The following is a 25820-nucleotide window of genomic DNA, read 5'->3' on the forward strand; positions in this document are numbered from 1 at the left end:
CGCGGCCCTACCGGTCACGTCGGAGACCCGGCGGGCGCGGACTTCTTCGCCTCGGCGGATTCCGGATCGACATAAAGGATCTTGGCCTTCAGATACGCCCGGGTCTGCGCGGCAGTCCACACGAGGACCGCGCCGAGCAGCGCGAAGGCGAACGCCCGGGTGTTGAACAGCGACGTGTCCCGGAAGACCGCGAGAACGACCGCGGAGATCAGGAACTGTGTCACGTAGAGCACCAGACCCATGGCCTGGAACAGGTGCGGGAAGGACTTCGCCGTGCGCTGGAGAACGAACAGGCCCATGGCCATCACGCCGCCCGCCACGAGGGTGCCGACGACGGCGCCGACCGCACCCTTGCCGCCGGCGAGCACACCGCTCACGGCGGCGGCGACGATGCCGGCCACGGCGGTCGGGACGGCGCACTGGAAGAGTGTTCGGGCGTCGTTGGACTGCATGAAGGGTTTCTCCGGCGATGAGGTCGGAAGCAACGATTCGTCGTGGACGAGCGTATCCCCGGAAATGCTCGCGGCTTGCGACGGAGGACCGCCGCACTACGGTCCTTCGGCTCCAGCACCGGGTTTCGTGAACGGTATCACAAACTATTTGATGAGGTCTTTACCTACATCGTGTGCCCGACGTCACACGCAAGGGTCATGTCGCTGGTCATAGCGCTGACGAGCCGAAAGATCTCTGATAGAGACACCGACTCGCATTTTCGCCCGGATGCTTCCTCCGACCCCCGGAATGGATGCCTCCGGATGGCGTCAGCGGTTACCGCCGACCCCCCGGGCGTGCGCGAAGCGCGAACGGTCGCCGATGGCCGTGGCCCCGTGCACCCCGGCGGGCACGGGCTCGCGCTCCTCCCCCGGCTCCGCGGGCTCGGCACCGGCCGGCACGGCCTCCGCCGTCGGCTCCGCGGCGGCCGCCTCCGGCCCGGCGGCCGCCTCCGGCCCGGCGGCGGCCACCTTGCGGCGGCGGTAGCGCGGCGGCACGAACGCCTCGGCCCAGCGGGGGGCGCGCGGCTTGAAGCGCGGCAGCAGCAGCAGGACGAGGCCGGCCGCGCTCAGCGCGACGATCAGCAGCAGGATCCAGGTGCTCGCCGAGTGCACGGAATAGGCCACCGTGCCGAAGGCGATGAGCCCCGACCAGAAATACATGATCAGCACCGCACGGCTGTGCGAATGGCCGATTTCGAGCAGCCGGTGGTGCAGGTGACCGCGGTCCGCGGCGAACGGCGACTGCCCGTTCCAGGTGCGCCGCACGATGGCGAGCAGCAGGTCCGCGACGGGCACCGCGATCACCGTCAGCGGCAGCAGCAGCGGGATGTAGACCGGCACCGTGGCGTGCACGACCGCACGCTCCGAACCGCCCGTGAATGCATTGAGCACATCGGGGTCGACCTGGCCGGTGATGGAGATGGCGCCCGCCGCGAGCACCAGGCCGATGAGCATCGAGCCCGAATCGCCCATAAAGATACGTGCAGGGTGCATATTGTGCGGGAGGAATCCCAGGCACATGCCCATCAGGATCGCGGCGAACAGCGTCGCGGGTGCGGCCGCCTCCACGTTGTGGCCGAACCACAGGCGGTAGGCGTAGAGGAAGAACGCGGCGGCGGCGATGCACACCATTCCGGAGGCCAGGCCGTCCAGGCCGTCGACGAAATTGACCGCGTTGATGGTGATGACCACGAGGGCGACCGTCAGCAGCGTGCCCTGCATGGGGGTGAGCCCGACCGTGCCCACGCCGGGCACCGGGATCCACAGGATCGTCAGGCCCTGGAGCACCATCACACCGGCGGCGATCATCTGGCCGCCCAGCTTGACCAGGGCGTCCACGCCCCACTTGTCGTCCAGCACGCCGAGGATCCAGATCAGCCCGGCGCCCGACAGCAGCGCCCGCGGCTCGCTGTGCAGCTCGAAGACCTTGCCCAGGTTCGACAGGTGGGCCGCCACCAGCAGGCCCGCGCACAGGCCGCCGAACATCGCGATACCGCCGAGCCGCGGCGTCGGTTCCCGGTGCACGTCGCGGGCGCGGATCTCCGGCATCGCGCCGGCCACGATCGCGAACTTCCGCACCGGTCCCGTCAGCAGATAGGTGACTGCCGCGGTGACGCACAGCGTCAGCAGGTATTCACGCACGGGCTGCCCCAGAGGTCGCGCTGGACATCACAGCCCCACACCATATTCGCGTCCGCCCCCGATCCGTGAATACAGCTGTAGACGTACGGCCACCCGCGATGGTTGCAGCCGTCAGATGTGCGCGGGATAAGGAGCGTAGGGAGGGAAGCCCGCCGCGAGCCGGGCGACCTCCCCGCGCAGGCCCCCGTCCTGCCCCGCGCCCCGCAGCGCGGCCCCGATCAGCGCGCCGATCCGGGCCATCTCCGGCTCCCGCATGCCCTGCGTCGTCACGGCGGCAGTGCCCAGCCGCAGGCCGTGCGCCGTGCCGTGGGGCAGTCCGCAGACGTCCAGGACGATGCCGGCCGCCGCGAGCCTGCCGCGGGCCGTGGCGGCCTCCTGGGCGAGCCCGGAGACGTCGGCGGTGATGATGTGCGTATCGGTGCCGCCCGTGGTCACAGCGAGGCCCTCAGCGGCCAGGACGGCGGCAAGGGCGCGGGCGTTGGCCACCACCTGATGGGCGTACGCCGTGAAGGCCGGCGTCGCCGCCTCCCCGAAGGCCACCGCCTTCGCCGCGACGGTGTGCATCTGCGCGCCGCCCTGGGAGAAGGGGAAGACCGCGCGGTCGACCCGGCCCGCGAGCTCCGCGCGGCACAGGATCATGCCGCCGCGGGGGCCGCGCAGCACCTTGTGGGTGGTCGCGCACACCACGTCGGCGTACGGCACGGGGTTCGGCGCCGCTCCCCCGGCGACCAGGCCGATGGGGTGGGCGGCGTCCACGATCAGGTAGGCGCCCGTCTCGTCGGCGATCTCCCGGAAGGCCGCGTAGTCGGGGTGGCGCGGGTACGAGATCGAGCCGCAGACGATCGCCCTGGGCCGGTGCTCGCGGGCCAGCGCCCGGACCTCGTCGTAGTCGATCAGGCCGGTGTCGCGGCGTACGCCGTAGCCGGTGAAGTCGAACCAGCGGCCGGAGAAGTTCGCGGGCGAGCCGTGCGTGAGGTGCCCGCCGTACCGCAGGCCCATGGCCAGCACCTTGTCGCCCGGGCGCAGCAGGGCGGCGTAGGCGGCGAGCACCGCGGCGGAGCCGGAGTGGGGCTGGACGTTGGCGTGCCCGGCGCCGAAGAGGGCCTTGGCGCGGTCGGCGGCGATGCGCTCGGCGAGGTCGACCAGCTCGCAGCCGCCGTGGTGGCGGGCGCCGGGATAGCCCTCGGCGTACTTGTTGGCGAGCGGGGAGCCGAGGGCCGCGAGGACGGCGGGCGAGGTGAAGTTCTCGGCGGCGATCAGCTGGAGGCCCGTGGACTGCCGCTCGAGCTCGGCGAGCACCAGGCCCGCCAGCTCCGGGTCCTGACGGCGCAGCGCGGCGAAGTCGGGACTCCAGTGGGTGTGGGGTGCTGCTGCGGTGACCGGCATGGCGCGCGCTCCGGACCTCGGTGGTGCACGGGGCATCGGAAGATGCGGTTGTGCCACCCAATGTAGGCCCGCGCCCGCGCCGGCGCAGGCGGTCAGGACCGGGCGGAGCGCCCGGTGAGTGCGGTGAGGACCGGGTCGAGGGCCTGGTTGATCTCGTCGCCGATGGAGCGGAAGAAGGTGATCGGGGCGCCGTAGGGGTCGTGGACCTCGTCGGCCTCCGCGTTCGGGGCGAGCAGCCAGCCGCGCAGGGCGGCGGCGGCCTGCACCAGGGCGCGGGCCCGCTCGACCACGCCGCCGGCCCGCTCGGGGTCCGGGAGGGTCGCGGGGTCTATGGCCCGCACCAGCCGGGTGAACTCCTTCAGCGTGAAGGTGCGCAGCCCGGCCGAGTGGCCCATGGAGATGACCTGGGCGCGGTGGTCGCGGGTGGCGGTCAGGACGAGGTCGGCGCGGATGACGTGCTCGTCGAGCAGCTCGCGGCCGGTGAACCCGTGCGGGTCGGCGCCGAGGTCGGCGAGGACGGTGGCGGCGTGCGCCTCCATCGGAGCCCCCTCGTGGCCCCAGGTGCCGGCGCTCTCCACCACCAGGCCGCCCGCGAAGGGGTCGCCGAGCCGGTCGGTGAGGGCATGGCGGGTCAGCCGCTCGGTGATGGGCGAGCGGCAGACGTTGCCGGTGCTGACGTGGAGGATGCGGAAGGTGTCGGCCTTGGCCGCCGTGTCCGGTCCCGCTATGCCACGCCCCTGCGGGGCGATCAATTCGCCACCTCGAGGTCGGGTACCACCTCGCGCAGCTGCTCGGCGCTGATCGCACCGGCGCGCAGCAGCACGGGGACCTTGCCGGTGACGTCCACGATGGAGGACGGCACGTCGGCGGGGGTGGGGCCGCCGTCGAGGTAGACGGAGACGGAGTCGCCGAGCATCTCCTGGGCGGCGTCGCAGTCCTGCGGCGCCGGGTGGCCGGTGAGGTTGGCGCTGGAGACGGCCATCGGGCCGAACTCGGTGAGCAGCTCGATGGCGACCGGGTGCAGCGGCATCCGGACGGCGACGGTGCCGCGGGTCTCGCCCAGGTCCCAGGTCAGGGACGGCTGGTGGTTGGCGACGAGGGTGAGCGCGCCGGGCCAGAAGGCGTCGACGAGCTCCCAGGCCTGCTCGGAGAAGTCCGTGACGAGGCCGTGCAGGGTGTTCGGGGAGCCGACGAGGACGGGCGAGGGCATGCCGCGGCCGCGGCCCTTGGCCTGCAGGAGATCGCCGACGGCCTCGCGGCTGAAGGCGTCCGCACCGATGCCGTACACGGTGTCGGTGGGCAGCACGACCAGCTCACCGCGGCGCACCGCGGCGACGGCCTCGCGCAGGCCGGTCTTGCGGTCGGTCGCGTCGCTGCAGTCGTATCGCCGTGCCATTAACGGACCTCCTCGTACGGGGTGAACAGGGCAGATGTCAGGGGTGCCGTCGTCACGGCATGGCCTTCCGCGCGGTGGCGAAGCGGGGGCGGTTGTTCAGGTCGGGGTGGTCGGCGGCGTCGGCCCAGCCGCGCTCCTCGGTGAAGATCCACGGGACCTGGCCGCCCTGGGTGTCGGCGTGCTCGATGACGACGACGCCGCCCGGGCGCAGCAGCCGGTGGGCGGTGCGCTCGATGCCGCGGATGGTGTCGAGGCCGTCCTCGCCGGAGAACAGGGCGAGCTGCGGGTCGTGGTCGCGGGCCTCGGGGGCGACGTACTCCCATTCGGTGAGCGGGATGTACGGCGGGTTGCTGACGACGAGGTCGACCTGGCCGTCGAGCTCGGGCAGCGCGGTGAGGGCGTCGCCGTGGTGGAGGGTCACGCGGGAGCCCTCGACGTTCTTGCGGGCCCAGCCGAGGGCGGTCTCGTCCAGCTCGACGGCGTGCACGCGCGAGCGGGGCACCTCCTGGGCGAGGGCGAGGGCGATGGCGCCGGAGCCGGTGCACAGGTCGACGATCAGGGGCTCGACGACGTCCATGGCCCGTACGGCGTCTATGGCCCAGCCGACGACCGACTCGGTCTCGGGGCGGGGGACGAAGACGCCGGGGCCGACCTGGAGCTCCAGGTAGCGGAAGAAGGCGCGGCCGGTGATGTGCTGGAGCGGCTCCCGGGCCTCGCGGCGGGCGACGGCCTCCCAGTAGCGGGCGTCGAAGTCGGCGTCCGCGACCTGGTGCAGCTCACCCCGCTTGACGCCGTGCACGAAGGCGGCGAGCTCCTCCGCGTCGAAGCGCGGAGAAGGTACGCCGGCGTCGGCCAGCCGCTGAGTGGCTTGCGCCACTTCGGCGAGCAGCAGATTCACAGTGGTCCTCTCGCGTCTTCGGATCGTCGTCCCCGGCCTGCGGGCGGCCCCGGGGCGGGGCCGTTCCGGCGGTCGCGGACGGGCTTGCGGTCTGCGGTCAGCCCGCGGCGGCGAGCTTGGCGGCGGAGTCGGCGTCCACGCACGCCTGGATCATCGGGTCCAGCTCGCCGTCGAGCACCTGGTCCAAGTTGTACGCCTTGAAGCCGACGCGGTGGTCCGAGATGCGGTTTTCCGGGAAGTTGTACGTCCGGATCTTCTCGGAGCGGTCGACGGTGCGCACCTGGCTGCGGCGGGCGTCGGCGGCCTCGGCCTCGGCCTTCTCCTGGGCCGCGGCGAGCAGCCGCGAGCGCAGGATGCGCAGGGCCTGCTCCTTGTTCTGGAGCTGGCTCTTCTCGTTCTGGCAGGAGGCGACGACGCCGGTCGGCAGGTGGGTGATGCGGACCGCGGAGTCGGTGGTGTTGACGGACTGGCCGCCGGGGCCGGAGGAGCGGTAGACGTCGATGCGCAGATCGTTCATGTTGATCTCGACGTCGACCTCCTCGGCCTCGGGCGTGACGAGCACGCCGGCGGCGGAGGTGTGGATGCGGCCCTGGGACTCGGTGGCCGGCACGCGCTGGACGCGGTGGACGCCGCCCTCGTACTTCAGCCGGGCCCACACGCCCTGGCCGGGCTCGGTGGCGCCGTTGCCGCCCTTGGTCTTCACCGCGACCTGGACGTCCTTGTAGCCGCCGAGCTCGGACTCGGTGGAGTCGATGATCTCGGTCTTCCAGCCGACGCGCTCGGCGTAGCGCAGGTACATGCGCAGCAGGTCGCCGGCGAACAGTGCGGACTCGTCGCCGCCCGCACCGGCCTTGATCTCGAGGATGACGTCCTTGTCGTCGCTGGGGTCGCGCGGGACGAGGAGCAGGCGGAGCTTCTCGGTGAGCTCCTCGCGCTGCTTCTCCAGGTCCTTGACCTCGGCGGCGAAGTCGGGGTCGTCGGCGGCGAACTCGCGAGCGGTCTCGATGTCGTCCCCCGCCTGCTTCCAGGAGCGGTAGGTCCCGACGATCGGCGTCAGCTCGGCGTAGCGCTTGTTGAGCTTGCGGGCGTTGGCCTGGTCCGCGTGCACGGCGGGGTCGGCGAGCCGCTTCTCGAGGTCGGCGTGCTCACCGATCAGTTCCTCGACTGCCTCGAACATGGGGTTTCCCTAGCTGCTGGAAGTGACGGCCTGACTGTCGGGCCTGCTGGACGACAAAGCGCCGGTCCGGTCGCCCTCGCACGCGGAGGGCGACCGAGGACCGGCGCCTGCGGGTCGCTACTTCTTGGCGGACCCGGCGGTCTTGCCGAAGCGGGCCTCGAACCGCGCCACGCGGCCACCGGTGTCGAGGATCTTCTGCTTGCCCGTGTAGAACGGGTGGCACTCGGAGCACACGTCGGCACGGATGGTGCCGTCGGCGACGGTGCTACGGGTGGTGAACGAGGCGCCACAGGTGCAGCTGACCTGCGTCTCGACGTACTCCGGGTGGATGTCGCGCTTCAAGGGGTCTCCTAGGTTCGGGAGGGCTCCGGGTCGTAGAGGCGGGATTGCCTTACGTGAACCGGGGCCGACGGACCAGTTTGCCAGTACTGGCCGCATCCCCCAAAACGGGAGGTCGCGGCCGGTTATTCCCAAGGGCTCCGGTGCCTGGTCAGCGGGGGTCCGGCGGCCGTGCGGCCGGGTGCCGTCCGGCGGCGTGCCGTCCGGCACCGGAGATCACTTGACGACGTCCTCGGCGCCCGTCTTCGCGCCCGCGCCGTCCTGCAGGGCGGCCTCCGGGATGGGCCGGTCCGCGCGGAGCGCGGTCCAGATCTGCTCGCTCGCCTCCGTCAGCGGGATCACCCGGTTGCGGTCGGCGGGGTCGTCGCCCACCGGCAGCGTCACCATGTGCATGTCGCCGGAGCCGATGCCCTTGAGGCCGTTGGCGAAGGAGTACAGCTTGTCGACCGAGGCCAGCTCGCGGTCGGTGGTGAGCGCCTTGGTGGCGGTGTCGGCGATCCCGTAGAGCTTGGTGGGGCTGGTGAACAGCCCGACCTGCTTGACCTGGTCCAGCAGCGCCTTGATGAACGCCTGCTGGAGCTTGATCCGGCCGAGGTCGCTGCCGTCGCCGACGGCCTTGCGGGTGCGGACGAGGCCGAGGGACTGCTCGCCGTTGAGCTTGTGGGTGCCGGCCTCGAGGTCGAGGTGGCTCGACTTGTCGTGGATGGCCTTGGTGGTGGTGACCTCCACGCCGCCCAGCTTGTCGATGAGCTTCTGGAAGCCGGCGAAGTCGACCTCCATGTAGTGGTCCATGCGGATCTGCGTCATCGCCTCGACGGTCTTGACCGCGCAGACCGCGCCCCCGATGGAGTACGCCTCGTTGAACTGCCCGCGCTTGACCGCCGGGCTGGTCTTCCCCTCGGGGGTCTTGCACGCGGGGCGGGCGACGATGGTGTCGCGCGGGATCGAGACGACGCTGGCCTTCTTGTGACCCGCGTAGACGTGCACGATCATCGCCGTGTCGGAGCGGGAGCTGCCCTCGTCCCTGCCGTACTTGCCGTTGTCGCCGGCGCGGGAGTCGGAGCCGAGGACGAGGATGTCCTGCGAGCCGTTGTCGACGTTCTCCGGCCGGTTCTTGCCCAGGGCCGCGTTGATGTCGACGCTGCTGAGGTTCCCGTTGAACTTGTAGTAGAGGAACCCCGCCCCGGCGCCGCCCGCGAGGACCACACCGGTGGCCGTCCAGGCGGCTATTCGCCAGCCCTTGCGGCGCGGACGGGCCTTGCGGCGCCGGCCGCGGGTCCCGCCGGCACGGCGGCGGTGCGAACCCGCTGACGTGCCACTGCTCTCGTCGGCCATGCGCTCCTCAGTCCTCCACGGTCCCCGGGCCTCTCCCCGGCTTGTCCCCCCTGCGCTGATTGACGGGGAAGCCTGCGACAGGGTTGCACAGCGTTTTCTGAGGACTGTCTTAGAAACGCCCCTCCGGGCGGAGCGGCCGGCGATCACTACTACCCCTCGCCACCTGCGATTTCAGTCAAATGCGAGGCAATGATTCCGGCCAGTGCGGAGCCGCGCGGCTGTGGCGCAGATCTCAGAATGTCACAGGAAGATCACGGCGGAGGCCCCCCGCCACCGAGGTGACGAGGGGCCTCCTTGAGCCGCGGGATGCGAATCAGTCGTTGCCGTTGCCCGAGGAGGGCGTGGTCTTCGCGATCTGCATCAGGAACTCGGCGTTCGACTTGGTCTGCTTCATCTTGTCGAGGAGCAGCTCGATGGCCTGCTGCGAGTCGAGCGCGTGCAGCACCCGGCGCAGCTTCCAGACGATCGCCAGCTCCTCGCTGCCCAGGAGGATCTCCTCCTTGCGCGTACCCGAGGGGTCCACGTCGACGGCGGGGAAGATGCGCTTGTCGGCGAGCTTCCGGTCGAGCTTGAGCTCCATGTTGCCGGTGCCCTTGAACTCCTCGAAGATCACCTCGTCCATGCGCGAGCCGGTCTCGACCAGCGCGGTGGCCAGGATGGTCAGCGAGCCGCCGTCCTCGATGTTGCGCGCGGCACCGAAGAACTTCTTCGGCGGGTAGAGCGCGGTCGAGTCGACACCACCGGACAGGATGCGGCCCGAGGCCGGGGCGGCCAGGTTGTAGGCGCGGCCCAGACGGGTGATCGAGTCCAGCAGGACGACCACGTCGTGACCCAGCTCCACGAGGCGCTTGGCGCGCTCGATGGCCAGCTCGGCGACGGTGGTGTGGTCCTCGGCCGGGCGGTCGAAGGTCGAGGAGATGACCTCGCCCTTGACCGACCGCTGCATGTCGGTGACCTCTTCCGGACGCTCGTCGACCAGGACGACCATCAGGTGGCACTCGGGGTTGTTGGTGGTGATCGCGTTGGCGATCGCCTGCATGATCATGGTCTTACCGGTCTTCGGCGGGGCCACGATCAGACCGCGCTGGCCCTTGCCGATGGGGGCGACCAGATCGATGATCCGGGTCGTCAGCACGCCCGGGTCGGTCTCCAACCGCAGGCGGTCCTGCGGGTAGAGCGGGGTGAGCTTGTTGAACTCGGGGCGCCCGCGGCCGGATTCGGCCGACATGCCGTTGGCCGAGTCAAGGCGGACAAGGGCGTTGAACTTCTCGCGCCGCTCGCCGTCCTTCGGCTGCCGCACCGCACCGGTGACGTGGTCACCCTTGCGCAGGCCGTTCTTGCGGACCTGGGCGAGGGAGACGTAGACGTCGTTCGGGCCGGGCAGGTAACCGGAGGTACGGATGAACGCGTAGTTGTCGAGGATGTCCAGGATGCCCGCGACGGGAATCAGGACGTCGTCCTCGGAGACCTGCGGCTCGTTGCCGAAGTCGTCGCGGCCACGACGGCCACGGCGGTCGCGGTAGCGGCCACGGCGGCCGCGGCGGCCGCCCTCGAAGTCGTCCTCGTCCTGCGGGCCGCCCTGGGCGCCCTGAGGCGCGCCACGGCCGTCGCGCTGCTGGCGGCCGGCGCCGCCCTGCTGGCCGGCGTCGTCGCCGCGGTTGCCGCGCTCACGGCGGTCGCGCTGACCGCGCTCGCCGCGGTCCTGGCGGTCGCCGCGGTCGCCGCGCTCACGGCGGTCGCCCTTCTGGCCGCGCTCGGCGCGGTCCTGGCGGTCGCCCTTGGCGGCCTTGCCCTCGGCGGTGTCCAGCGCGGTCTCGGCCTTGGCCTCGGTGCGCTCCTCGGCGCGGGCCTCGGTCTTGACCTCGGTGCCCTCGGGGCTGCCGGCGGGCGCGGTGGCCCGGCGGCGGCGGCGCTCGGCGGCCGGCTGCTCGTCGCTGCCCGGCTGGCCCGGGATCTCGATCTGCTGCTGCGCGGCAGCAGCCTTCTCGGTCTTGGCCTCGGCCTTCTCGGCCGCCTCACCCGTACGGGCCTTGGAGGTGGCGCGGCGCTTCGGCTTGGTCTCGGCGTCCGCGGACGGCGCTGCCGCGTCGGCCTTGGCGGGCGCGGCGGAGGAGCCGGCCTGCCTCTCCTTGATGACCTCGATCAGCTGGCCTTTACGCATCCGCGCGGTGCCCTTGATGCCGAGGCTCGAGGCGAGCTGCTGGAGCTCGGCCAGGACCATGGCATCGAGGCCCGTGCCCGAGCGGCGCCGCTTGGGGGCGGTGGCAGCACCGGTGGCAGGCGCGGCGGGAGCGTCCGTGGCGGGCGCGGAGGCATTGCCGGTGGCGCCGGCGTTCACGCCCATCAGATCGGTGGTGTCGCTCACGAAGGGGTCCTTCCCTGGAGCGGGCGTCGGCCTGTCTGGCTCGGCGACCGGTTGTGCTGTCCGGCTACGGTCTGGCGGTTTGCGGACCGGGCCGGGGCGGTGGTCCGCCGGTACGGCTGGTACGGCGGAAGAATCAGTTCATTGGTCCGGCGTGAAGAATGAGGTGAAGACATGGAGTATCGGCTTCACTCATGTCACCCACGCCGATTCCGGAGCGTGCTCGAAGCTGCTCAGGCAGGCTGCTCAGGCAGTTTGGGAGGCTCCCGGAAGAAAAGCGGCCCCTGATCGGGACACAGAGCACCGAGCCGATGTGGCGTCGAGTGCAGACTTGAGGTTAACACTACCGGATCCCACAAACATTCCCCCTCTCCAAGACCGGCAACCGCTATTTTTCGCGGGGCCGGATTTCGCCCGGATTTCCGCTGTCAGGCGAGCGGCAGCACGCTCGTCCCCCCGGCGTCGAGAGCCAGCCGGTTGGCCGCCCACCCCTCGCCCGCCAGTCGTGCGACCTTGTCGGCCGCACCGCTCTCGACCAGCGCGAGGACCGTGGGCCCCGCGCCGGAGATGACCGCGGGGACGCCGTCCGCGCGCAGTCGGTTGACCAGGGCCACGCTCTCCGGCATCGCCGGGGCGCGGTACTCCTGGTGGAGCCGGTCCTCGGTGGCCGCCAGCAGCAGCTCGGGGCGCCTGGTGAGCGCCTCGACCAGCAGGGCGGCCCGGCCGGCGTTGGCCGCGGCGTCCACATGGGGGACGCTGCGCGGCAGCAGCCCGCGGGCGGTCTCGGTCAGCACCGGCCGGGACGGCACGAAGACCACCGGAACGATGGAATCCGCAGGGTCCATCCGAATGGCCCGCGCCACTCCGGCGTCCATCCACGCCAGGGTGAAACCGCCCATCAGGCACGCGGCGACGTTGTCGGGGTGTCCCTCGATCTCGGTGGCCAGCTCGAGCAGCGCCGCGTCGTCGAGCTTCTCGGCCCCGCCTATGGTCACGGCGCGGGCCGCGACTATCCCCGCGCAGATGGCGGCCGAGGAGGAGCCGAGGCCGCGCCCGTGCGGGATGCGGTTGGCACAGACGACCTCCAGGCCGCGCGGCTGGCCGCCGAGCAGGTCGAAGGCCGTGCGCAGGGCCCGTACGAGGAGATGGCTCTCGTCGCGCGGGAGGGTGTCGGCGCCCTCTCCGGCGATGTCGATGTGCAGCCCGGATTCGGCCACCCGGACCACGACGTCGTCGTAGAGCCCCAGCGCGAGGCCCAGGGCGTCGAAGCCGGGGCCGAGGTTTGCGCTGGTGGCAGGGGTGCGCACGCGGACAGCGGCGGCGCGGAACGCGGGACCGGCCATCGCTCGATGACTCTCCTTGGTCTGGCCTTGGTGGGGCGTGCAACGTCCGCAAGGGCCGCGACGGCGATGCCGTGGGTCACGGCGGCGGTCTGCGACGGGGCGGAGTGAGTACAGCCTATCGAAGGAAGGTTCTGCGGCGACATAGGGCGCACGGGAGGCGCACGATGCGTGTCGCCTGCGGCGGGCTTGCGGGCGGCGGGGCAGCCCGGTCCCGGGGCTCGCCCCCAACCTGTTGTGGGCAATCGTCCCGCTGGGCGGGACGGGTGGGCACAACCCGACGGCGCGCCCGCACCCGCCCCGCCTCACTGGCGGGAGACTGGCAGGTCAGACGAGGCCCAGCCGCTGCGCGGCCGCACCCGCGTCCACCGGAACGGTAATCGGCTGGGGCGCGCCCGCCACCGCCCAGTCCGGGTCCTTGAGGCCGTTGCCGGTGACCGTGCAGACGATGCGCTGCCCGGGGTCCACCAGGCCGAGTTCGGCGGCCTTGAGGAGACCGGCCACGCTCGCGGCCGAGGCGGGCTCGACGAAGACGCCCTCCTGCGAGGCCAACAGGCGGTACGCGGCGAGGATCTGGCGGTCGGTCACCTCGTCGATGAGGCCGCCCGATTCGTCGCGCGCCTGCTCGGCGAACTGCCACGAGGCGGGGTTGCCGATGCGGATGGCGGTCGCGATGGTGTGCGGGTCCTTGACCGGCTCGCCGCGCACGATCGGCGCCGAACCGGAGGCCTGGAAGCCCCACATGCGGGGGGTGCGGGAGGCGATCCCGTCACCGGCGTACTCCCGGTAGCCGCGCCAGTAGGCGGTGATGTTGCCGGCGTTGCCGACGGGGAGGACGTGGATGTCGGGCGCGTCGCCGAGCGCGTCGACGATCTCGAACGCGGCGGTCTTCTGGCCCTCGATGCGCACCGGGTTGACCGAGTTGACCAGCGCCACGGGGTACTGCTCGGACAGGCCGCGGGCCAGCGTCAGGCAGTCGTCGAAGTTGCCGTCGACCTGCAGGATGCGGGCGCCGTGGACCAGGGCCTGGCCCATCTTGCCGAGCGCGATCTTGCCCTGCGGGACCAGGACGGCGCAGACCATGCCGGCGCGCACGGCGTAGGCCGCGGCGGAGGCGGAGGTGTTGCCGGTGGAGGCGCAGATGACGGCCTTGGCGCCCTCCTCCTTCGCCCGGGTGATGGCCATGGTCATGCCACGGTCCTTGAAGGAGCCCGTGGGGTTCGCGCCCTCGACCTTGAGGTGGACCTCGCAACCCGTGCGCTCGGAGAGCACCTGTGCGGGGACGAGCGGCGTGCCGCCCTCGCGGAGGGTGACCACCGGGGTGTCCGCGGTGACCGGAAGGCGGTCGCGGTACTCCTCGATGATGCCGCGCCACTGGTGGGTACGGGAGGCCGGACGGCCGTTGTTGTCGGACATTGCTTTTGTTACTCCCCTTCAACCCGCATGATGCTCGCGACACCGCGGACCGTATCCAGCTTGCGCAGCGCCTCGACCGTCGCCGTGAGGGCGGCGTCGGGGGCGCGGTGGGTCACCACGACGAGGGAGGCCTCGCCGTCCTTGCCCGTCTGGCGGACGGTGTCGATCGACACCCCGTGCGCGGCGAAGACCGTGGCGACCTGGGCGAGGACACCCGGCTTGTCGGCCACGTCGAGGCTGATGTGGTAGCGCGTGACCACCTCGCCCATGGGGCTCACCGGCAGCCGCGTGTAGGCGGACTCACCGGGGCCGGTGGACTCGGCGAGCTTGTTGCGGCATACGGCGACGAGGTCGCCGAGGACCGCCGAGGCGGTCGGCGAGCCGCCCGCGCCGGGGCCGTAGAACATCAGCTGACCGGCCGCCTCGGCCTCCACGAAGACCGCGTTGTACGCCTCGCGCACCGAGGCCAGCGGGTGGCTGAGCGGGATCATCGCCGGGTGCACCCGGGCGGTGACCGACTGCCCGTCGGCGGCCCGCTCGCAGATGGCCAGCAGCTTGATCGTGCAGCCCATCTGTTTTGCGGAAGCAAAGTCCGCCGCGGTGACCTCCGTCATGCCCTCGCGATAGACGTCGTCGAGGCGGACGCGGGTGTGGAAGGCGATCCCGGCGAGGATCGCGGCCTTCGCCGCGGCGTCGAAGCCCTCGACGTCGGCGGTCGGGTCGGCCTCGGCGTAGCCCAGCGCGGTGGCCTCGTCCAGCGCCTCGGAGTAGCCGGCGCCGCTGGAGTCCATCTTGTCGAGGATGAAGTTGGTCGTGCCGTTGACGATGCCGAGCACCCGGTTGACCTTGTCGCCGGCGAGCGACTCGCGCAGCGGCCGGACCAGCGGGATGGCACCGGCGACGGCGGCCTCGTAGTAGAGGTCCGCGCCGTACTTCTCGGCGGCGGCGTGCAGGGCCGCGCCATCGTCCGCGAGCAGCGCCTTGTTGGCCGAAACGACGCTCGCGCCGTTCTCGAAGGCCTTGGTGATCAGCGTGCGGGCGGGCTCGATGCCGCCGATGACCTCGATGATCACGTCGATGTCACCGCGCTCGACCAGGGCCGTGGCGTCGGTGGTGATCAGTTCCTCGGGCACCCCCGCGCGGACCCGGCCGGGCCGGCGGACGGCGATGCCGGCGAGCTCGACGGGCGCACCGATGCGGGCCGCGAGGTCGTCGGCGTGCGTCGTCATGATGCGCGTCACCTCAGAGCCGACGACTCCACAGCCCAGCAGCGCCACCTTCAGCGGACGCGTACGCATCATCCGACCTCGTTTCTTGTACATCTTGGGTTGTGCACCAGTCTCACTCACCGGACGGGGGTTTCCTTCCCCCGTCCAGTATCCGAGATCTTTGTTTCCGTCAGCCGACGTCGAGACGAAGAAGGTCATCTTCGGTCTCGCGCCGGACGATCACACGGGCCGCGCCGTCGGCCACCGCCACCACCGGCGGCCGCAGCGCGTGGTTGTAGTTGCTGGCCATCGAGCGGCAGTAGGCGCCGGTGGCGGGGACCGCGAGCAGGTCACCCGGCGCCACGTCGGCGGGGAGGAAGGCGTCCCGGACGACGATGTCGCCGGACTCGCAGTGCTTGCCGACCACGCGCGAGAGCATCGGCGCGGCGGTGGACGTCCGGGAGACCAGCGCGACGGTGTACTCGGCGTCGTAGAGGGCGGTGCGGATGTTGTCCGACATGCCGCCGTCGACGCTGACGTACGTGCGCAGGCCCGGCAGTTCCTTGACCGTGCCCACCTCGTAGAGCGTGAAGGCGGTCGGGCCGACGATGGCGCGCCCCGGCTCGACGGAGATCCGCGGCACGGCGAGACCGGCGGCCGCGCACTCGCGCGTGACGATCTCGCGCAGGGCCGTGGCGATCTCGTGCGGCTCGCGCGGGTCGTCGTCGGCGGTGTAGGCGATGCCGAGGCCGCCGCCGAGGTCGATCTCGGGCAGTTCGACGCCGTGCTCGTCGCGGACCTCCTTGAGCAGGCCGACCACGCGGTGGGCGGCGACCTCGAAGCCGGAGGTGTCGAAGATCTGCGAACCGATGTGGGAGTGGATGCCGATGAGCTCCAGGCCGTCGAGCTTCAGCGCCCGGCGGACGGCCTCGGCGGCCTGCCCACCGGCGAGCGCGAGGCCGAACTTCTGGTCCTCGTGCGCGGTGGCGATGAACTCGTGGGTGTGAGCCTCGACTCCGACGGTGACCCGGATCTGGACGCGCTGGCGCTTGCCGAGCCGCTCGGCGACGTGCGCGACGCGCACGATCTCCTGGAAGGAGTCGAGGACGATCCGCCCGACGCCGGCCTCGACGGCGCGGGTGATCTCCTCGATGGACTTGTTGTTGCCGTGCAGGGCGATGCGCTCGGCGGGCATCCCGGCGGCCAGCGCGGTGGCGAGCTCGCCGGCGGAGCAGACGTCGAGGTTCAGCCCCTCCTCGTGCAGCCAGCGCACGACGGCCCGCGAGAGGAACGCCTTCCCCGCGTAGAAGACGTCGGCGTCCGTCCCGAAGGCGTCGCGCCAGGCGCGGCAGCGGGCCCGGAAGTCGCTCTCGTCGAGGAAGTAGGCCGGGGTGCCGAACTCCTCGGCGAGCCGGGTGACGGGGATGCCGCCGACGGTGACGACCCCGTCCTCGCCGCGGCCGACCGTGCGCGACCACACCTTCGGTTCGAGGGCGTTGAGGTCGGACGGCGGAACTGTGCCCGAAACGGAGCGCCCCTCGGGAAGGACGTCGGCATAGCGGGGCCCGGCGGGGTGGGCGGAACGGCTCATGGTCTCTGATCCCCTCAGAGGTGTGCGGGTGCGGTGATGCCGAGCTGGTGGAGGCCGTCGGCCAGCACGTTGCCCGTGGCCTCGGCGAGGGCCAGGCGGGCGCGGTGGACGGCCGAGGGTTTCTCGTCACCGCGGGGCAGCACGGCGCAGCCGGTCTGCCACGTCAGGAAGGCGCCGGCGATCCGGTCGAGATGCCGGGCGAGGCGCTCGGGGTCGCGGGCGGTCGTGATGCGGGAGTGGTCGGCGAGGGCGGCGAGAAGGGCCGTCGCGGCGCCGTCGTGGGCGGTGTCGTAGCCGGTGTCGGCCGGCTCGGAGCGGAACCCCAGGTCGCGGGCGTTGCGCACGAGGGCCCGGGAGCGGGCGTGGGCGTAGCGCACCCGGAAGAGGGGGTTGCCGTCGCGCTGGACGAGGAGATCGGCGCGGTCGAAGCCGGCGGGCCACAGCAGGCTCCAGCGGGCGGCGTCGGAGCCCAGGCGGGCGACGAGCTCGGGGGCGGGAGCGGGCAGCGGGAGCGGCTCGGCGGCGGGGGGCGTGCGCAGCACGTCCCGCACGAGCTGCGTGTAAGAGGTCCCCTCAAGGGTGATGTTGAGGAACCCCGGCCCGGCGATGTCGACCCGGGCGACCCCCGGCTCCGCGGCCAGCCGCTTGCGGAGCACCTCGGCGACCTCGCGGGCGGGCCTGCCGGTGTCCTGGGCCACGCGCAGGGCGACGTTGGTGGCGTAGTCACCGCACCCCGGGCGGGGCGGGACCCGCACGGTGACCCGCGTGGGCACGGCGGCGGGCAGCTCGTCGGCCTCGACGGCGCAGTGCACGGCGTGCAGCACGGTGCGGGAGAGATCGGCCGGGGTCACGGGGCCAAGCCTAGGGGAGAGGGGTGGGGCCGGGGCGAATGGGTTTCGCCGACCGAGACGGCGCGGCGTCACCGGCACGCGGATGCGGCGCGGCGAGGGAGGCACGAAAACGAAGCCGGGACCGGAGCCGGAGCTGGATCAGAAACAGCCCGGGGGCGGCTCGGGAACGGACCACTCATGCCCCACTGCGCACGCCCGACCACTCATTGCCTGACTACTCACACCCGACTACTCATGCCCCCGGAAGGCCTCCGCCCCGCAGACGGACTGGATCCCGCGCATAGCCCCCGCATCCCCGGGGGCCGAGGCCCCCGGAACCCCGTCGCCCCGCTCCCCCGTGCGGCGCCGCATGAGCCTGCGCACGAGCCGCACCATCTCGACCGGCTCGAACGGCTTCGCCAGAAACGCGTCGACCCCGGCGGAACGGCCGCTCTCGACCTCCAGCTGGGTGCAGGCGCTGATGATCGCGATCGGTATGTCGTGCGTACGGGCATCGGCGCGCAGCCGGGCGGCCGTGTTCAGCCCGTCGAGCCGGGGCATGACGACATCCAGCGTCACCACATCAGGACGCACGCGGTGCACGATCTCCAGACACTCGGCACCATCGGCCGCGGTCACGACCTCGAAGCCTTCGAGCTCGAGGTTGACCCTGATCAGCTGCCGGATGACCTTGTTGTCGTCGACGACAAGGACCCGGCCGGACAAGCCAGGCACACCCCGAGAGTAAGCGCGCCCGCCACGCTGCGTCCGGGTTTTCCCCACTTCCACCCCGTGCGGGCGAGCTTTCCCCGACCGCCCCGCACTCCCCCACCCCGTGCGCTACCCCCACCCGGCCCCGGCCCCCGGAACCCCGCCGAACCACATTGCGGATCACCCTCCGGAAGCTGGTAATGTTCTACCCGTCACCGCGCGACGCGGACGACGCGCCCCCGTAGCTCAGGGGATAGAGCAACGGCCTCCGGAGCCGTGTGCGCAGGTTCGAATCCTGCCGGGGGCACTCGCCTGGTTCGTCGGGAAGACGGTGCAGGTGGATGCCTTGGGAGAAGGCCCGGACTCAGCAGTGCTGAGTCCGGGCCTTCTTCGTTGTGGGCACCATTGGCCTCACCCGTTACGGCCTCATCCGGCGCCGCCCCGGGGTAGTGTGCGCCCCCGGGGGCAGGGGTGGTGATCCCGGTCCCGTTCCAAGTTTTCCTGCAACACGCCTACTTGACGCATCTTCAGGGAAGCGGGGCGGATGAGATTTCGCCGGGGTGCCGGGCACGGGCTGGATCTGCATCAGGCCCGGGACGATCTGCCGTTACGGGCCGTGCTGGAGGACGCCGCCATGGGGCGGTGGGAAGGGCCGCGGGATCTGCTCGCGGGCACCGGGGCGGACTGGGACCGGCGGATCTTCCGGCTGCAGGTGCTGGCGCGGGCCGGGGCGCGGCTGCGGTTCGCCGATACGTGGGCGCGCGCGGAGCCGCGGTCCGGGGACGCTCTGGCGCTGCTCGCGCACGTGCAGGCCGTGCGGTCGATGATCAGCGGGGCGGGGGCCGGGCGGGCCGAGATGGAGGCCGCCTGGGCGACCTGTCTGGCGGCCGCCGAGGCCGCGCCGGCCGACCCCTCGCCGTGGGTGGTGATGCTCGCGCTCCTGCGGGTCCACGCGCCGGGCCGGAACGTGCTGGAGCAGGTCTGGGCCGAGGTGGTGCGGCGCGATCCGTACAACCGCGAGGCCCACCACGAGCTGCTCACCTATCTCTTTCCCCGCAACCACGGCTCGGGGGCGGAGATGTTCCACTGGGCCCAGGAGCAGGCCGACACCGCTCCCCGGGGGCTGCCGGTCGCCGTGCTGCCGCTGGTGGCGCTCGCCGAGTCGCACCGGCACCGGATGGAGACCGTCGCCGGCAGCTACGGCAGTTACGGGCTGAGCATCCACCCCTGGATCGACTGCCCGCACATCGACCCCGTACTGGACGGCTGGTGGCGGCACCGCTCCCCGCAGCCCCACGCCCAGTTCATGGACGACGCCAACTACCTGGCCCACGCGCTGGCCTTCGCCGGGCGGCACGCCGAGGCGTACGAGGTCTTCCGGGCAATCGGGCCGTACGCCTCCGAGGTGCCCTGGGCCTACTGCGGCGATGCCCGGGAGCTCTTCCTCCGGCACCGGGAGTGGGCCGTGCGGGCCGTCCGGGACGGGCGGCGTCCGCCCCGCGCCCGTCGGCGGTGACCCCGACCACCCATCCCGCATCCGCACCAGCACCAGCACCAGCACCAGCACCAGCACCAGCACCAGCACCCAGAAACACGCACATTTCTTGACCGTTCCCCACGAGAAAGAGAATCGCGTGCCACTCGACGTCCCCGGCTCCTCCGGCGTCTCCGGCGTCTCCGACGAGGAGCGCCTCCGCCAGCTCGGCTACACCCAGGTCCTCGCCCGCCACATGTCGGGGTTCGCCAACTTCGCCGTCTCGTTCACGATCATCTCCGTCCTCTCCGGCTGCATGACGCTCTACGGCTTCGGCATGCACACCGGCGGGCCCGCCATGCTCACCTGGGGCTGGATCGGCGTCGGGGCGATGTCGCTGGTCGTGGGGCTGGCGATGGCCGAGGTGTGCTCCTCGTACCCGACGTCGGCCGGGCTGTACTTCTGGGCGCACCGGATGGCCCCGGAGAAGTCGCGGGCGGCGTGGGCCTGGTTCACCGGCTGGTTCAACGTGCTGGGGCAGGTCGCGGCGACGGCGGGCATCGACTTCGGTGCGGCCTCGTTCCTGAACGCCTATCTGGACCTGCAGTTCGGGTTCGCGGCCACGCCGGGGCACACGATCCTGCTGTTCGGCGCGGTGCTCCTGCTGCACGCGGTGCTGAACACCTTCGGCGTGCGGCTGGTGGCCTTCCTCAATTCGGTGAGCGTGTGGTGGCACCTGCTGGGCGTCCTGCTCATCGTCGGCGCGCTCGCCCTCGTGCCGGACCACCACCGGCCGGCGTCGTTCGTCTTCACGCACTTCGTCAACGACACCGGCTGGGGCTCGGGCCTCTACGTGGGGCTGCTCTCGCTCCTCGTCGCGCAGTACACCTTCACCGGCTACGACGCCTCCGCCCACATGACCGAGGAGACGAACGACGCGGCGGTGGCCGGGCCGCGCGGCATCGTCCGGTCGATCTGGGCGTCCTGGATCGCCGGGTTCGTGCTGCTGGCGGGCCTGACGTACGCGATCCAGGACTGGGACGGCGCGGCGGGCACCGCGACGGGGGTCCCGCCCGCGCAGATCTTCATGGACGCGCTCGGCGCGGCCGCCGGCAAGCTGCTGCTGCTCGTCGTGATCGTCGCGCAGCTGTTCTGCGGCATGGCCTCCGTGACGGCCAACTCGCGGATGATCTACGCCTTCTCGCGCGACGGCGCGCTGCCCTTCTCCCGCGTCTGGCACCGGATCAACCCGCAGACGCGTACGCCCACCAACGCCGTGTGGCTGGCCGCCGCGGGGGCGTTCGCGCTGGGCCTGCCGTACCTGATCAACTCCACGGCCTACGCGGCCGTGACCTCGATCGCCACCATCGGCCTGTACCTGGCCTACGCCGCGCCGACCCTGCTGCGGCTGCGCAAGGGCGACGCCTTCGAGCGCGGGCCCTGGCACCTGGGCCGCTGGTCGAAGCCGGTCGGGGTGGTGGCCATCGGCTGGGTCGCGGTGATCACCGTGCTGTTCATGCTGCCGCAGGCGAGCCCCGTCACCGTCGACACGTTCAACTACGCGCCCATCGCGGTCGCCGCCGTCCTGGGTTTCGCCGGTGTCTGGTGGCTCGCCTCGGCCCGCAGGTGGTTCCTCGATCCGCACCACCCGCGCAATGCCGCCTCCGTCCGTGAGCCGGCCGCCCCGCCTCAGGAGACCGACGTCTTCCGCTGGTAGGTCAGCAGGTCAGTAGGCCAGTAGGTCAGCGACTCGGCGGCCCACCGACCCGGTGGCTCAGGTCTTCGGGTACGCGAACGCGTACCCCTGCTCCTTGAACCACGGCAGGAGCTGTTCCAGGGCGGCGACCGTCTGGCCGCGGTTGCCGCCGCCGTCGTGGAAGAGGACCACGGGGCCGTCCTTCATGCCCTTCTTGACCGCGTCGACGATGTGGCCGACGCCGGGGTTGCGCCAGTCGTGGGTGTCGACGCTCCAGCCGAGCGGGCGCATGCCGTGGGAGGCGGCGACCTCCCGGCTGTACGGGGTGAACGCGCCGCCGGGCGCCCGGTAGTAGAACACCCGGACGCCGGGCCCGGCCGCCTTCTCGATCATCGTGCGGGCGTCGAGGACCTGGCGCTCCTGGTAGGGCTCGGGGCGCTTGTCCATGGCGGTGTTGTGGTCGACGGAGTGGTTGCAGAGCCGGTGGCCGGCCGCGACGACCTTCTTCACGAGGTCGGGGTACTCCTGGGCCCGCGACCCGATGATGCAGAACGTCGCCTTGGCGTCGTACTTCCCGAGCAGGTCGAGGACCTTCACCGTCCAGCCCGGCTCGGGTCCGTCGTCGATCGTCAGGTTGACCGTTTTTCCTGGGTCCTCGCTCTCGTGCGAGATCTCGGCCGAGACCCGGGCCGGCGGCGTGCTCGCGCCGCTGCCGGGCCCGGCCGGGGACGAGGCCCCGCCCCGCCCCTTGCCGTCGTCGCCGCCCCGGCCCGTGCCCGGCGTACCCGTCGTCCCCGGGTCCTCCGTGGCCATGGCCACGCAACCGGATATCGTGGCGAAGAACGTCAGTGCCGACGCCGTCGCGATCAGGAGATGCCGACTCCTCCGAGCGGTCGGTCGTGCCATGAGCGTCCCCTCCCTCGGTGTGTGCTCCCGGTGCCCCACCCGCCTACGGGTCTGCCGGGGGGCCTACCCGTAGGTGCACCCGAAGACGTCCATACCGAAAAGAAGGTTCCAGCAGGGCACAAGTCACTCAAGGCACTCAAGTGCCCCTGCCGACCCTACGTTTCAGGTGTCCCGGAATCCCCTCCCGCACCCTGCGCGATCGCCTCCGCGACCTCGGCCCGGCGCGCCGCCTCCTCCTCCGCGAAGCGCTCCGCGTCCAGCCGCTCGGCGATCTCCTCGTCCTGGGCCATGAGCAGGTCCAGGCTCGCGTCGCCCAGCTCCAGCACGCCCATGTCGACGTACGCGCGCTGCAGCCGCTCACCCCACAGGCCGATGTCCTTGACGCACGGCACGATGCGCGAGAACAGCAACTGCCGGAAGATCCGCAGGAATTCGGACTGCTCGCTGAGTTCGACCGCCTCGGCCTCCGGAATGCCGAAGTCCGTGAGCACCACGTCGCCCCGCAGCCGGTCGCGCATCAAATAGCAGCCCTCGATGACGAATTCCTCGCGCTCGCGCAGTTCGGCGCGCGACAACTGGCGGTAGTAGTCCCGCAGGGCCATGCGGCCGAAAGCGACGTGCCGGGCCTCGTCCTGCATGACGTAGGCGAGGATCTGTTTGGGCAGGGGTTTGTCGGTGGCGTCGCGGAGCATGCCGAAGGCGGCGAGGGCCAGGCCTTCGATGAGCACCTGCATGCCGAGGTAGGGCATGTCCCAGCGGGAGTCGCGCAGGGTGTCCCCCAGCAGGGACTGCAGGTTGTCGTCGATGGGGTAGACCAGCCCGATCTTCTCCTGGAGGAAGCGGCCGTAGAGCTCGGCGTGGCGGGCCTCGTCCATGGTCTGGGTGGCGGAGTAGAACTTGGCGTCGAGGTCCGGGACGGATTCCACGATGCGCGCCGCGCAGACCATGGCGCCCTGCTCGCCGTGCAGGAACTGGCTGAATTGCCAGGCGGCGTAATTGCGCCGCAGCTCGTCCTTCTCCTTCCCGCTCATCTTTCCCCAGTAGGGGGTGTCGTAGACGGGCATGTTGTCGTCGGGCAGGCCGAGCGGGTCGTACGGATCGACGGGAAGGGACCAGTCGATGCGCTTCTCGGCGTCCCACTGCTTGTCCTTGCCTTTTTGGTAAAGGGCGAGCAGGCGGTCGCGGCCGTCATCGTATTCCCAGCTGAAGCGGGCCGCTCCGGTCGCGGGCACCGTCCATCCGGGGTCGCCGGGGTCGTGTGCGTAGAGGTTGCGCGTCGTCATCGACGTCTCCTGTCCTCTCCCGTTCTCGTTGGCAGGCTCACACGCCGGTTACCGCCGGGTCAACGACCCTTCATCAACTCACCCCGAAGGATTGACGCCCTTGCTGACAGGCAGTCTCATAAGGGTGTGACCCCAAGTAACCCTGTAGCAAACGCCCTCCGGGACGCCCTCGGCCCGCTCAAGGACCGCGAACAGGTCGCTCTGCGGCTGCTGGAGTCCTCCGCCAGACACTCCTTCGACCCGGACACGGAACTCGACTGGGAAGCACCCCTCGAGGACGGCAAGTGGTTCTGGCCCCCCGAGCTGCTCTCCCTCTACGACACCCCGCTGTGGCGCACGATGTCCGAGGAGCAGCGCATCGAACTCTCCCGGCACGAGGCCGCCTCGCTCGCCTCGCTCGGCATATGGTTCGAGCTCATCCTCATGCAGCTGCTGGTCCGGCACGTCTACGACAAGCCCCTGACCAGCTCCCACGTCCGCTACGCGCTCACCGAGATCGCCGACGAGTGCCGGCACTCGAAGATGTTCGCCCGGCTGATCGAGCGCGGCGGCGCCCCCGCGTACCCCGTGGCGCCCCTGCACCACAACCTGGCCCGCATCCTCAAGACGGTGTCCACCACGCCCGGTTCCTTCGCCTGCACGCTGCTGGGCGAGGAGATCCTCGACCACATGCAGCGCCTGACCTTCCCCGACGAGCGGGTGCAGACGCTCGTGCGCGGCGTCACGCGCATCCACGTCGTGGAGGAGGCGCGCCACGTGCGGTACGCCCGCGAGGAGCTGCGCCGCCAGATGGTGGGCTGCCCGCGCTGGGAGGCCGGCCTGACCCGGCTCAGCTGCGGCGAGGCGGCCCGCGTCTTCTCGGTCGCCTTCGTCAACCCGGCCGTCTACACGAACGTGGGCCTGGACCGGCGCGAGGCTGTCGCCCAGGTGCGGGCCAGCGGCCACCGGCGCGAGGTGATGCGGGCGGGCGCCGAGCGGCTCACCGGTTTCCTGGACGACATCGGCGTGATGCGGGGCGTGGGCCGCCGGCTGTGGCGCGCCTCCGGGCTCCTGGCCTGACCCCGCCGGAGGCTGCCCGCACTCCCGGCCTGATCCTTCCCGAGCGGGTCCGGCCCGGACGGCGCGGGCGAAGCACCCGCGGCCGCACCGTTACGCTGCCCTGCATGAACGGCAGCGGAACCGCCCCGGCAGCACCGACTCCGTCCGCCCGCCCCGCCTACCGCAGACTCAGCGTCGAGGAACGCCGCACCCAGCTGATCGCCGCCGCCCTCGTGCTCTTCGCCCACCGCGCCCCGGAGGACGTCTCCCTGGACGACGTGGCGGCGGCCGCCAAGGTGTCGAGGCCGCTCGTGTACCGCTACTTCCCCGGCGGCAAGCCCCAGCTGTACGAGACGGCGCTGCGCAGCGCCGCCGACGACCTGGAGCTGTGCTTCGCCGAGCCGCGGACCGGCCCCCTCACCGGCCGCCTGGCCGCCGTCCTCGACCGCTACCTGGCGTTCGTGGACGAGCACGACGCGGGGTTCGGCGCGCTGCTGCAGGGCGGCAGCGTCGCCGAGACCTCCCGCACGGGCGCGATCGTGGACGGCGTGCGCCGGGCCGCCGCCGCGCAGATCCTCAAGCACCTGCAGGTGCCGGAGCCCGGCCCCCGGCTGCGCATGATGGTCCGCACCTGGATCACGGCCGTGGAGGCGGCCTCCCTGATCTGGCTGGACGAGGGCAAGCAGCCGCCGGTCGAGGAGCTGCGGGACTGGCTCGTCGACCACTTCGTGGCACTGCTGACGGCCACGTCGGCGAGCGACCCGCAGACGGCCGAGGTCACCCGTGCGGCGCTGGCGCTGGAGCGTGCGGAAGGGCCCGTGGGGCGCCTGGCCCGCCAGGTCATTCCGGTGGTGTCGGACGCGGCGCACCTGCTCTGATCCGGTACGTCCGCGGGCCGACGCCGCGGCCTGACGGACACTGGTCCCGTGAGAAGCGAAGATACGCCCTTCGTGGGCGGCCCCCTGGACGGGCGCGTACTGCCGGTACTGCTGGGACACACCGGGCACCCGCCCAAGGTCTACGAGGTCCCGGTGCCGGACGAGCACGGCGGGGCCCCGACGGTCCTCGTCTACCACCGGGTCCAGTCGGGCACGACGCGCCGCCTGGGGCTGCACAAGGGCTGGAAGTACGTCTACGACCCGGAGGGGCGCCGCCCGGAGCGCGGCCCGAAGTGGCCGTGGACGAAGCGGCCGCGCCCCGGAGCGGACGGCTGAGCCTCCGCAAGGGCGCCCGCGGGCGGCATCCGGGGCACGCGGGCGGGCGCGGGGCCGCCGGCCGGGTGACGCCCGGCAACCCAGG

23 protein-coding genes and 1 tRNA gene are annotated in these 25820 nt (G+C 71.7%); 6 read left to right on the forward strand and 18 right to left on the reverse strand.

What is annotated here, in order from left to right:
- Nucleotides 1-14 precede the first annotated feature (14 nt).
- The 16 genes from ACFPP6_RS25360 to ACFPP6_RS25435 form a co-directional block, all read right to left on the reverse strand.
- On the reverse strand, nt 15-452 hold the full coding sequence (locus ACFPP6_RS25360) for a hypothetical protein (protein WP_336005764.1): 438 nt from the start codon (nt 450-452) through the stop codon (nt 15-17).
- 309 nt (nt 453-761) lie between these two features.
- On the reverse strand, nt 762-2147 hold the full coding sequence (locus ACFPP6_RS25365) for an MraY family glycosyltransferase (protein ID WP_382046740.1): 1386 nt from the start codon (nt 2145-2147) through the stop codon (nt 762-764).
- A gap of 99 nt (nt 2148-2246) precedes the next feature.
- The gene (locus tag ACFPP6_RS25370) at nt 2247-3521 is read right to left on the reverse strand and encodes a serine hydroxymethyltransferase (RefSeq protein ID WP_382046608.1); all 1275 of its coding nucleotides are present in this window, start codon (nt 3519-3521) and stop codon (nt 2247-2249) included.
- A gap of 92 nt (nt 3522-3613) precedes the next feature.
- Complete coding sequence (locus tag ACFPP6_RS25375; protein ID WP_382046610.1) at nt 3614-4273, reverse strand: arsenate reductase/protein-tyrosine-phosphatase family protein; 660 nt, start codon at nt 4271-4273, stop codon at nt 3614-3616.
- Nucleotides 4270-4917, reverse strand: coding sequence for an L-threonylcarbamoyladenylate synthase (locus ACFPP6_RS25380; RefSeq protein WP_058046287.1), 648 nt, complete (start codon nt 4915-4917; stop codon nt 4270-4272). The genes ACFPP6_RS25375 and ACFPP6_RS25380 overlap by 4 nt, the downstream gene beginning before the upstream one ends.
- A 52-nt stretch (nt 4918-4969) precedes the next feature.
- Nucleotides 4970-5815: a peptide chain release factor N(5)-glutamine methyltransferase gene (gene prmC / locus ACFPP6_RS25385; protein WP_058046286.1), complete on the reverse strand. Its 846-nt coding sequence runs from the start codon at nt 5813-5815 to the stop codon at nt 4970-4972.
- 97 nt (nt 5816-5912) lie between these two features.
- On the reverse strand, nt 5913-6992 hold the full coding sequence (gene prfA, locus ACFPP6_RS25390) for a peptide chain release factor 1 (protein WP_190022139.1): 1080 nt from the start codon (nt 6990-6992) through the stop codon (nt 5913-5915).
- A gap of 117 nt (nt 6993-7109) precedes the next feature.
- Nucleotides 7110-7334, reverse strand: coding sequence for a 50S ribosomal protein L31 (gene rpmE, locus ACFPP6_RS25395; protein WP_086573283.1), 225 nt, complete (start codon nt 7332-7334; stop codon nt 7110-7112).
- A 213-nt stretch (nt 7335-7547) separates the two neighbouring features.
- Nucleotides 7548-8666, reverse strand: a complete 1119-nt coding sequence (locus ACFPP6_RS25400; RefSeq protein WP_382046615.1) for an LCP family protein — start codon at nt 8664-8666, stop codon at nt 7548-7550.
- A gap of 313 nt (nt 8667-8979) precedes the next feature.
- The gene (gene rho, locus ACFPP6_RS25405; RefSeq protein ID WP_382046618.1) at nt 8980-11031 is read right to left on the reverse strand and encodes a transcription termination factor Rho; all 2052 of its coding nucleotides are present in this window, start codon (nt 11029-11031) and stop codon (nt 8980-8982) included.
- 425 nt (nt 11032-11456) lie between these two features.
- Complete coding sequence (gene thrB, locus ACFPP6_RS25410; protein WP_382046621.1) at nt 11457-12371, reverse strand: homoserine kinase; 915 nt, start codon at nt 12369-12371, stop codon at nt 11457-11459.
- A gap of 324 nt (nt 12372-12695) precedes the next feature.
- On the reverse strand, nt 12696-13784 hold the full coding sequence (gene thrC / locus ACFPP6_RS25415; protein WP_382046623.1) for a threonine synthase: 1089 nt from the start codon (nt 13782-13784) through the stop codon (nt 12696-12698).
- Nucleotides 13785-13792: 8 nt separating this feature from the next.
- Nucleotides 13793-15085, reverse strand: a complete 1293-nt coding sequence (locus tag ACFPP6_RS25420; RefSeq protein WP_382046626.1) for a homoserine dehydrogenase — start codon at nt 15083-15085, stop codon at nt 13793-13795.
- A 97-nt stretch (nt 15086-15182) separates the two neighbouring features.
- On the reverse strand, nt 15183-16583 hold the full coding sequence (gene lysA, locus ACFPP6_RS25425) for a diaminopimelate decarboxylase (RefSeq protein WP_382046629.1): 1401 nt from the start codon (nt 16581-16583) through the stop codon (nt 15183-15185).
- 14 nt (nt 16584-16597) lie between these two features.
- Nucleotides 16598-17434, reverse strand: a complete 837-nt coding sequence (gene nrtL, locus ACFPP6_RS25430) for an ArgS-related anticodon-binding protein NrtL (RefSeq protein ID WP_382046632.1) — start codon at nt 17432-17434, stop codon at nt 16598-16600.
- A gap of 228 nt (nt 17435-17662) precedes the next feature.
- Complete coding sequence (locus tag ACFPP6_RS25435; RefSeq protein WP_382046635.1) at nt 17663-18196, reverse strand: response regulator; 534 nt, start codon at nt 18194-18196, stop codon at nt 17663-17665.
- Between the two features lie 163 nt (nt 18197-18359).
- Between ACFPP6_RS25435 and ACFPP6_RS25440 the strand changes: the two genes are divergently transcribed.
- The 3 genes from ACFPP6_RS25440 (at nt 18360) to ACFPP6_RS25450 (ending at nt 21315) form a co-directional block, all read left to right on the forward strand.
- Nucleotides 18360-18431 (forward strand) — tRNA-Arg (locus ACFPP6_RS25440).
- A 237-nt stretch (nt 18432-18668) separates the two neighbouring features.
- On the forward strand, nt 18669-19640 hold the full coding sequence (locus tag ACFPP6_RS25445) for a hypothetical protein (RefSeq protein ID WP_382046638.1): 972 nt from the start codon (nt 18669-18671) through the stop codon (nt 19638-19640).
- A gap of 118 nt (nt 19641-19758) precedes the next feature.
- Nucleotides 19759-21315: an amino acid permease gene (locus ACFPP6_RS25450; RefSeq protein WP_382046641.1), complete on the forward strand. Its 1557-nt coding sequence runs from the start codon at nt 19759-19761 to the stop codon at nt 21313-21315.
- Nucleotides 21316-21372: 57 nt separating this feature from the next.
- Here ACFPP6_RS25450 and ACFPP6_RS25455 read toward each other — a convergent pair whose 3' ends face one another.
- Nucleotides 21373-22200 carry a polysaccharide deacetylase family protein gene (locus tag ACFPP6_RS25455; protein WP_382046644.1) on the reverse strand — a complete coding sequence of 276 codons (828 nt, stop codon included), beginning with the start codon at nt 22198-22200 and terminating at the stop codon, nt 21373-21375.
- Between the two features lie 155 nt (nt 22201-22355).
- Nucleotides 22356-23483, reverse strand: coding sequence for a ferritin-like domain-containing protein (locus tag ACFPP6_RS25460; RefSeq protein ID WP_382046647.1), 1128 nt, complete (start codon nt 23481-23483; stop codon nt 22356-22358).
- Between the two features lie 126 nt (nt 23484-23609).
- Between ACFPP6_RS25460 and ACFPP6_RS25465 the strand changes: the two genes are divergently transcribed.
- The 3 genes from ACFPP6_RS25465 (at nt 23610) to ACFPP6_RS25475 (ending at nt 25735) form a co-directional block, all read left to right on the forward strand.
- Nucleotides 23610-24542 (forward strand): AurF N-oxygenase family protein, encoded by a 933-nt coding sequence (locus ACFPP6_RS25465; RefSeq protein WP_382046650.1) that lies wholly within the window; start codon nt 23610-23612, stop codon nt 24540-24542.
- Between the two features lie 104 nt (nt 24543-24646).
- Nucleotides 24647-25399: a TetR/AcrR family transcriptional regulator gene (locus ACFPP6_RS25470; RefSeq protein WP_382046652.1), complete on the forward strand. Its 753-nt coding sequence runs from the start codon at nt 24647-24649 to the stop codon at nt 25397-25399.
- Nucleotides 25400-25447: 48 nt separating this feature from the next.
- Nucleotides 25448-25735: a hypothetical protein gene (locus tag ACFPP6_RS25475; RefSeq protein ID WP_382046655.1), complete on the forward strand. Its 288-nt coding sequence runs from the start codon at nt 25448-25450 to the stop codon at nt 25733-25735.
- Nucleotides 25736-25820: the final 85 nt, after the last annotated feature.

It is taken from the genome of Streptomyces aureoversilis, from assembly GCF_042657885.1.
GTDB lineage: Bacteria > Actinomycetota > Actinomycetes > Streptomycetales > Streptomycetaceae > Streptomyces > Streptomyces aureoversilis.